Origin of the sequence: Methanomethylovorans sp. (assembly GCF_041305605.1) — an archaeon.
In the GTDB taxonomy this organism is placed as follows: domain Archaea; phylum Halobacteriota; class Methanosarcinia; order Methanosarcinales; family Methanosarcinaceae; genus Methanomethylovorans.
On the sequence record NZ_JBFYLB010000079.1, the window covers coordinates 1 to 8,937 of the forward strand.

Genomic DNA, 8,937 nt, shown 5'->3' on the forward strand with positions numbered 1-8,937 from the left:
CATAAACCTTGTAAGAAGGGATAGCTCCCGAGATTATCTTGCAGAAAATGCATTCCATGTACATCGCCTCAATCAAACGCCATAATCACTCATGTAAGATAAATATAACGCAATAGATCCGACAGAAAACTATCGTTTTCGCAAGAGATGTTGAAATATATACATCATATAACTAGATCCAAGGTTTAACTAGCTACTAATTCATCTCTAGTTCCATTGGATAGAGAATCGACCTTTATCCAATCGATCTGAACGCCAAGATTTCGGGAATCTTCGGCATATCCACCTTCAATTGGTTTCCAAGTGTTTGTTCTGATCTCCAGGATCTGATACCTATCTTCCAAGTATTCATGAGGCACTGCAACTGAATAATCTTTATTTCCTATTATTCCCTCTGCAGAACCAATCAGATTTCCATTAATGTAAAAAGTAACATTTGCCGGATCTTCCTGAGGCCTTGGCACTTCCATCATTACGTGTAGCCTAAATGGCCCCTGCAGTTTACTATATTCTATTTTGATCTTTGAAGAATTAGTTGTCCATCTGTTCTCACCTAGTTCCGAATCATAAAAACCTTCAGTTATATGAGAATCGTTTTCTCCGATATCGATAGTATATGGCAGTGCCACGTTTGAAGGTATTTGTGAAGATGCTGTTAGATCATACAGTTTGTATCCAGTATTTGCTGTCTCCACGCAATGATAAGGCAATAACTTCTTTGAGATAATGTAATCTACATCATTAATATGTTCTTTAGTGGCCAGACCGGAAGGATCATCATCTGTAAAAAGTTGAACCATTTCACCATTTATCCAATATTGAGTAAGGAACCACATATGATAACCCAAATGTTCAACCATGTTCTCATGGTCTATCAAAATAAGAGTGTCACCTGAACTGTTATTCGCTAAGTACCTTCCAATTTGGTTCACATTTTCCGTGTTCCTCATATGTTCAAGCTGCTTTTCATATGTAGGTATGCAGATAAATATCGATAAAAGTATAAGATATACAAAAAACAAACTCATTGATTTAGTATTATGCATATCTTTCAGAAGATAGAGCTGTATAATCACAAAAAACAAAGTGACAAGAAAAAGTAATACAAGGTAACTCATGTATTTCTGCAGATATACAACGTAATAAATACCGAACATATTCGGGAAACCGTAATATGTATGCGGTAAGTAGTAAAGGAATGGAAGAACTATAATACTTAAAAACATTATTTGTTTGTACTTCCACTTAATCCCAATATCATCATATCTCGCATGTAAAACTGCTATTCCTATAAGCCCAAATAAAAAGACTACAGGTATGATCGGGTCGATATACCTCCCAAAAATGAAGTTATCAGGATTGCCTATATATCTTTTCATATGTGCAACTGTAATTAGCAGCAGTCCTGCACTAAAACTCATGAAATATACAATGGTTGAATTCAACGCAATTGTATTTTTTTGACCAGAAATTGCAAGAGATCCAGATCCAGCAAGCTTTAACTTGAATATGGATCCTGAAATGAATAGAACACATATGACGAAAATGACAATATATGTAGACAATATTATGTATCCTATCTCATTGAGCACTAAACGAACAAATAACTCGAATGTTTCAATCTTAGAGAAGCTATCCAACAGACAAGAAGAATATGTAGACGTATCATATAGTGAGCCTTGAGAGACTTCTGCTTTTTTATATAATAACCAGCCAAAAGTTGGCAACGCAAAGGAAAAAACTAAGATGATCTTATTTCTGAAGGTCTTTGATATATTATCGTACCCTGTTCTCCAAAAAAAATAAAAGAGTGAAATGAATATTGAAACAATGAATACAATCCCTGTTTCTCTGGTGAAATAAAGGTAAAAGACAGATATACCTGCCAGAACATGCCATTGTATCTCATTGTGTTCAAAAGATTCGTGGAGAAACCAAACAGAATAGAGCGTAAGGGGTACAAAAAGGTTCTCGCTCATCACTACGAATGTGTATGTTACAACACTTGGAAGCGTAGATATTAGTAGAGACCCACCAAGAGCCTGGAACTTTGAAGTATACTTTTTCAATATAAAATATACCGGGAAAATTATTGAAGAGGAGAGGAAGCTGTTCACAAGCAGCATGTTACGATATAAGGCATGTTTGTCCGAAGACAAGATATCAGCAACAGATAAGAAAACTGAATAGCCGGGTGGATACGTTTGAGCATCTTTGATATCGCTTAGGAAGATAAGGTCCAATATACTTTGAGAAAGCTTTGAGTATACAAGTTCATCTGCAAGTATCCATGGAGTAGTAAATGGAAATGCTAAAATTGCTTTTAATGCGACAAGAAGAAAAAAGAACGATAATAAGAGAGGTAGCTCATGCTTATTGAGCAGTTTTGATCCAAGCTTTTCAACAAAACCCATTCTTAAATACCACCAGTTGACAAAATAAACATCTGGAACTAATTAAAGGCGAATAATATGATTTCTAGATCACACTCAGTGAACGGCATAATCCTTCATGTGTGATAAATATAACGCGTTGGCACATACACAAAAACCAATGTTCTTGCATAGAACCTATGGAAAAATAAGGGTTAGTTAATCCCCACAACCTTTATCTCAAAATGCAGCACTTCACCTGCCAGTGGATGGTTCATGTCCAAGGTCACAGTCTCCTCAGTGATCGCTGTTATAGAGGCTGGCATCTTGGAACCATCGGGCAGGCTTACCAGCAGCATAGTATCCTCTGTTAACCTCTCATTATTGGGAATAGAAACCTTGGGGATGGTTTCTACCAGATTGTTGCTATATTCACCATATCCCTGAGAAGGTTCCAACTTTATGGTCTTCTTATCCCCTATCTCCATGCCCAATACAGCATCCTCGAAACCCTGCAATACCTGGCCACCCCCAACCTTAAATTCAAGAGGACCACCCTGGCTTTCAGAGCTATCGAAAACTCCTCCGTTATCAAGAGTACCAACATACTCTACTGCAACTATGTCACCTATTTTTACACCCAAGATACCATCCCTTTTGAGCAAAAAATCAACTTTTACTTATTATATAGAATAGAACCTGTAGGCTTATAATGCTTTCCGATTTTGTTTATTTAAAAGGATCAATGCATCAAAATTAAATAAAAAAGTATATAAGATAATTTAATTCTTGGTTCCGGTTATACTTATCAGACCCCTGGGATTCGCAGGTTCATAAATAATACCTGCCCTCACCAGATTACTGCTAATGGCAAAATCAATAATGTGCATGAGATCTGATTTACTTACCTGGGTCACCGCTGAAAGGAACTTTAGATGCCCATGGTCCTGACCCGGACTTGCAAGCATCTCCACCGAAGGCCGTTCCTGGGAAGAAGTCAAATTGCCCTTAACAAGATCTTTTTCCATACTCAAAGAAATCTTTACATGGCCTATGAATAAAGGATTAATATGCTCTATCTTTTCCTTTATTTCTTCCAACAACCTCAGCAACATAGTTGATACGCTATCACAATCTAGCCCATGAGTATCAATTGAATACTTTCCCGAATAACTGGATACTTGGGAAAGCTCAATGGAGTTCCTGTTTTCACCGACCTGGCGGGCAGTACCTTCCCCTGCCAGCAGGTCTATGAACCTCATGAACAGGGCATCAGCACTCTTTGCAGAGAACTCCACAATCAGCGCATCCGGATTAAGATCCATCAGCCTCCCTGTTACATTAACCAGGGTTTCCCTGTCTACAAGATCGATCTTGTTCACACATAGGATCTCAGCTTCTTCTATCTGTGTCATAATGAACTTGGGCACCTGCGAAAGTTCCACATCGAACCTGCTGGCATCCACAATAGTGACCACAGGAGCAAATGACAGATCAGATAATCCCATCAGAGTCACATGTTCCTTGATCTGCAAGGGAAGAGCAATACCTGTGGGTTCGATGATCAGCACGTCCGGATCATACTCCTCTTCCAATGTCTGCAATGTGTACTCCATGCTGATCCTCAATGTGCAGCAGATACAACCACTTGTCAGTTCCTTTGCAATAAGACCAGAGCCTGACAAAGTCTCTCCATCGACTCCCACTTCACCGATCTCGTTCACTATTATAGCAACTCTGTGGCCTTTTTCCACCATATGCCTTCCGAGACTGAGCAGTGTTGTTGTTTTTCCACTTCCGAGGAATCCGCCAATTATTATTACTTTCATTTAGAACACCTTTGACACCTGTTAGGATGAACGACAAGCATGGTACGACATGAGTACTTAAAATAGACCGAATACTACTGAACACAACGCTTTAAAGGCCTTACGGCAATTCACTCCCGCCACTGAGGTAGTTCCACATGGACCGTAGTTCCCTTGCCTTCCTCACTTTCTATCCAGATCTTTCCCTCATGTGCTTCCACTATGGTCCTGGCTATATACAGCCCAAGCCCTGTGCCACCATACCTTCTGCTGGCCGAAGAATCAACCTGATAGAATCTCTGGAACAAATGAGGGATATTATCCGCAGGTATACCTATACCCGTATCCTTAACCTCTATATGGACTCCCCGGGGAACTTTTCTCGCAGCGATAATGATCTGACCGCCTTCGGAAGTGAACTTAAGAGCGTTATCAATAAGATTGGTCAGCACGTCGATCAGTTTGTCCTTATCTGCCCTTACAGGTGGAATATCTTCGATCTCTGTTCGAAGGATAACACCTTTATTCTTTGCCTGGAGAAGCTGGTCATGGATACAATTATTGATAAGCTCCTCAAGCTGCAGCTTCTCAAAATAGTAACTCATTCTTCCCACCTGTGCTCTGCTAAGGTACAGCAATGAGTCCACAAGACGCCTGAGCCTGTCAGAATTACGGATAACAGTGTCCATTGCTTTTTTTTGCTGGTCATTGATATCACCAAGAGTCCCATCAAGGATAAGCTGACTGTATCCCTTAATAGAAGTAAGAGGTGTCTTAAACTCATGACTCACATTGGACAGGAAATCATCCTTCATGCGGTCCAGAGATTTTAGTTCTTCATTCGCCTTTGAAAGCTCTTCATTTGCCATGGCCAGATCCTCAGCGTATTTCTTGAGACTATCCTCTGCCCTCTTGCGCTGGACCTGCCTCCACATGCCTTCCATAAGCAGAGTAAGTTGCCTTACATCAGATTCATCATAATTCTCTTCCTTGTTGCCCACACCAGCCACTGCAACTATCCTGTCCCCTTCAAAGACAGGAATATTCATGTGCCTAATTATTTTCACATGTTCTTTTGGGTAGCCTTTCTTCCATGTATTGGGAGCGGCATAGTCATTAGTGATGACAGGCTTGCGCTGTCTGATGGCCTCTCCCCACAGTCCAATAGATATCACAGGATAATCGATCTTCAGATCTGCAAGCTTGCATTCTTCCATAGCAGTTTTTGACCAGGAGCTTTTTGACCAGGAATACATAGAAAACACTGTCTGCTCCTCGTTAAGGAATGCCAGGTAACCCAGTTTGCTCTGGGTGAGCCTCACTGCCTCTTCCTGAGTGAAATCTGCTATTTCCTTAAGGGAGGCATCGGCCATTTGATCCAGTTCCAGCAGGGCCTGCAGTCTGAACTCATCAAGCTTTAAGCCATCTTCAGCCTTTTTCCTCTCAGTGATATCCTCAAAGATTCCTATGCCACCAAGAAGACTACCATCAGGAGAGATATTAGGACTGTAATCAGCCTTGATCGGGGTTACCTTGCCGCTGATAACTGACCTGTACTCCCCTTCATAGTGCCCTAACTTCCTGGAAAGCACTGTCCGGACAGCTTCTGCCATCTTATCATCTTCAAGGGATGTAACCATGTTAAAACCAATGAGCTTGTCCCTTGTAGTACCCACGATCCTGAGGAACCTGTCATTACAGTGGGTAATAGTTCCCTTATCATCGAAATGGAATATGCCAAGAGGAGAGTTCTCAAATATCAGGCGATACTTCTCCTCAGCTGCAAGCAGCGCTTCTTCTGCCTTTTTCCTCTCGGTGATATCTTCGACTGTCCCCACCATACCATCATATTCACCGGAAATATCAAAAAAAGGATATAATACGCCACTTTGATACAAAAGTCCTTCCTCAGGATTCACAAAAGGCAAAAAATCATAGGGTGTGGGTTTTTTTGTACTTTTTGCTTTGTTGAAAATATCAAGGAATATCTCACCTGCATCGGGAACCATTTCCTTCACGAAATCAAGTAGATCATTAGCAAGCGCCTGTCCTCTGGAAATCCCTGAAATAGCCTCCATACCCGGATTGAAGAATATTACGCGATCATCTCTATCAATGACCCACACACCTGTCCAGATCCGGTCCAGCATCCTGCCGTAAAGTTCGAGCTTTTCACAGCATGAAGCATCAACTGGCGCGGTGATCAAAAAAGACCACTTGTCATTTCTTTTGATCATGACCCTATCATAGAGTTCCAGCACATCCAGCATTTGAGAACCGGAAAGTGATCCATGTGAAAAAGCACGCAGCAGGATAGCCCCGGTATCTCTCAGCATATGGCTGAGATGCATTTCATGAGAGAGAAAGACTGACCATTCCCCCTTCATCGTCGATGCCGGACAGAAAGCTATCCTAAGACCTGCATATCCTGACCCTATTGCTTTTTCATGTGCATCCTTGAGTTCACCTGCTTGCACTTCAATATTCTTTGATCCACCTGAGGAAAGCCTGTTGTATGGTATGATCTGCAACTGGGCTTTCAGCATAAGACCTGAAACATCCAGACCTGCCTCTGTCAAAGAATCAATAGCCTCTTCTGCCAGTTTTTCGGGTATGTATAGGATGCAACATTCATCCTTGTCTACACCAGCTTTCAGATAGCTTGCAGCTACATCCAGTAATTCAAAAGTGGTCACATAGAATAGAGCTATATGGTTACCAGGACGAAGGTGCCGTAAAAGTTCCGTGGGTCTCATTATTCTCCATTACAGATTCTCATAATTATATATGGATTGTCTGGTTGCCTTAGCCAAAAAGCAGAGTTGAATATATAAAATCCATTATCTTAGGATCCTGAATATTTCTTCAAGTTCTGGTAGTTGTGACATTTGATATACCTTGACAAATATAACATGTTGCTCCTCATCAATGAGTATATTCGCCCGCTGGGACACACCTTCTTTCTCGATGAAAATACCGTATGATGCAGCCAGCTCCCCATGGGGCCAGAAGTCCGAAAGGAAAACAAGTTTTTCAATTCCAAGCTCTTTTCTCCATGCCCGCTTGCAGGATGACGAGTCCACACTGATGCCAAAAGGAACAGTATTAAGCTTTTCTAACTTTGAGTAATTATCCTCCAGAGCCTTCATCTGCTGTGCACACACATTTGTCCATGCAAGCGGATGGAAGGAAAGAAGCAATCTGCTTCCTGAAAAGTCGGAAAGAGTTACCTTTTTTCCTTTGTGGTCCTTCAAAGTGAGATCCGTAGCTCTGTCACCAACACTGACCATATCTGTTTAGCCCCCATAGTATATCCGATAGATCCGACCTTCGTTGTCATCACTTACAAAAAGCGAACCATCATCACTGACCACCACATCTACAGGCCTTCCGAGAATGCTAGTGTTCTGGAGCCATCCTGTGGCAAAATCATGAACAGTAAGATCGGTCATATTTATCCATACGACCTTGTACCCTGTGGGTTCCTGCCTGTTCCATGAACCATGGAAACAGACGAAAAGATTTCCTTGATACTCTTTAGGGAAAGAATCATCATAGTAGAAGTTAAGGCCCAATGGAGCCGAATGTGCCTGGAGGTCCACCAGACTGGGAGTGCAGTTCTCACACGGGTCACGTATGTATGTGCTCTTATCAAAATCCGTGTCATGAATATTCTTGCCATAACAGACAGGCCAGCCATAATCCTTACCTTCTTCCACCAGATTGATTTCATCAGGAGGCTGGTCATCACCCAGCCAGTCCCTCCCATTCTCAGTGGCGTATAACTGACCTGTGAGAGGATGGAAAGCCATGCCAACTGCATTGCGCATCCCTGAAGCAAATACAGTGCAGTTGGTACCATCCAGGTCACAGCGTGTAATGGCTGCTCTTCTGATATCCGTCTCATAACATACATTGCATGAAGATCCCATGCTCATGTACAGGCTGCCATTGTACACTTTTACTGTTCTTGTAGAGTGACCTCCTGTGGGGAGGTCATCTATCAGTACTTCAATGGTCTCCTTTTCTGCAACAAAGTTGTTGTCAGCATCTTTCACCCTGATAAGCCGGTCTTCTTCAGCAATATAGAACCAGCCATCGTAATAGTCCAGGCCATGAGGACTGTTCAATCCGTCAATGAATACTTCCACACTGTCAGCCTTATGATCGCCATTCCGATCAGGAAGCACTGCTACTAACCCTTTGTTGGGAATAGAGACCATAAGCATTCCCTCTTTTATCAACATCATACGGGGACCCGGAGCAGGACCCGGATAAGAAAAAAGGCTATCCCCAAGACCATCTGCAAACACTTCTATATCAAATCCTGAAGGGAGCTGTATATTAGCGAAATCCCCATCATTAACAGAAGGCTGCAGTCCCAGTTGACTGTAACCTGCCCAGAGTATGATCAACAAAAGAATGCCAATGCCTGCCAGGTAGCTTCCTTTCATAGATAGCACCTGATCCTATTGAACTTGCCAGCGATTAACTCCGCATAGAACATAACGAACCCCAAAGGATATTGGGCCGTATACCATGATAAGAAGTTTGCTTGAGATAAAGCTTGTGAAGATGGAGAACATATATTTACTACAAAGTATTATTATCCTTAGATGTTTAAAAAAACGCGCAGATATATCACAATTATTCGTGTATTCATTAAATATAATCTATTTTTCCTGCTTTACAAGGATATTAAGCGCAATTATATCTCCGATAGTAAATGTACCTGTAGCCTGGACCTGGAAAACCGT

At 41.6% G+C, this 8,937-nt stretch carries 6 protein-coding genes; all 6 read right to left on the reverse strand.

Annotated elements, in window-relative coordinates; translation table 11 throughout:
* Positions 1–185 precede the first annotated feature (185 nt).
* Entirely contained in the window at positions 186–2,414 is a 2,229-nt protein-coding gene (locus ACCM36_RS05140; RefSeq protein ID WP_370572678.1) for a glycosyltransferase family 39 protein, read from the reverse strand.
* A gap of 173 nt (positions 2,415–2,587) precedes the next feature.
* Positions 2,588–3,016, reverse strand: coding sequence for a peptidylprolyl isomerase (locus ACCM36_RS05145; protein WP_370572679.1), 429 nt, complete (start codon positions 3,014–3,016; stop codon positions 2,588–2,590).
* Between the two features lie 138 nt (positions 3,017–3,154).
* Positions 3,155–4,201, reverse strand: a complete 1,047-nt coding sequence (locus ACCM36_RS05150; protein ID WP_370572680.1) for a GTP-binding protein — start codon at positions 4,199–4,201, stop codon at positions 3,155–3,157.
* Positions 4,202–4,311: 110 nt separating this feature from the next.
* Positions 4,312–6,936 carry an ATP-binding protein gene (locus ACCM36_RS05155; protein ID WP_370572681.1) on the reverse strand — a complete coding sequence of 875 codons (2,625 nt, stop codon included), beginning with the start codon at positions 6,934–6,936 and terminating at the stop codon, positions 4,312–4,314.
* Between the two features lie 84 nt (positions 6,937–7,020).
* Positions 7,021–7,470, reverse strand: a complete 450-nt coding sequence (locus ACCM36_RS05160; RefSeq protein ID WP_370572682.1) for a redoxin domain-containing protein — start codon at positions 7,468–7,470, stop codon at positions 7,021–7,023.
* Between the two features lie 6 nt (positions 7,471–7,476).
* The gene (locus ACCM36_RS05165) at positions 7,477–8,634 is read right to left on the reverse strand and encodes a sorbosone dehydrogenase family protein (RefSeq protein ID WP_370572683.1); all 1,158 of its coding nucleotides are present in this window, start codon (positions 8,632–8,634) and stop codon (positions 7,477–7,479) included.
* Positions 8,635–8,937 lie beyond the last annotated feature (303 nt).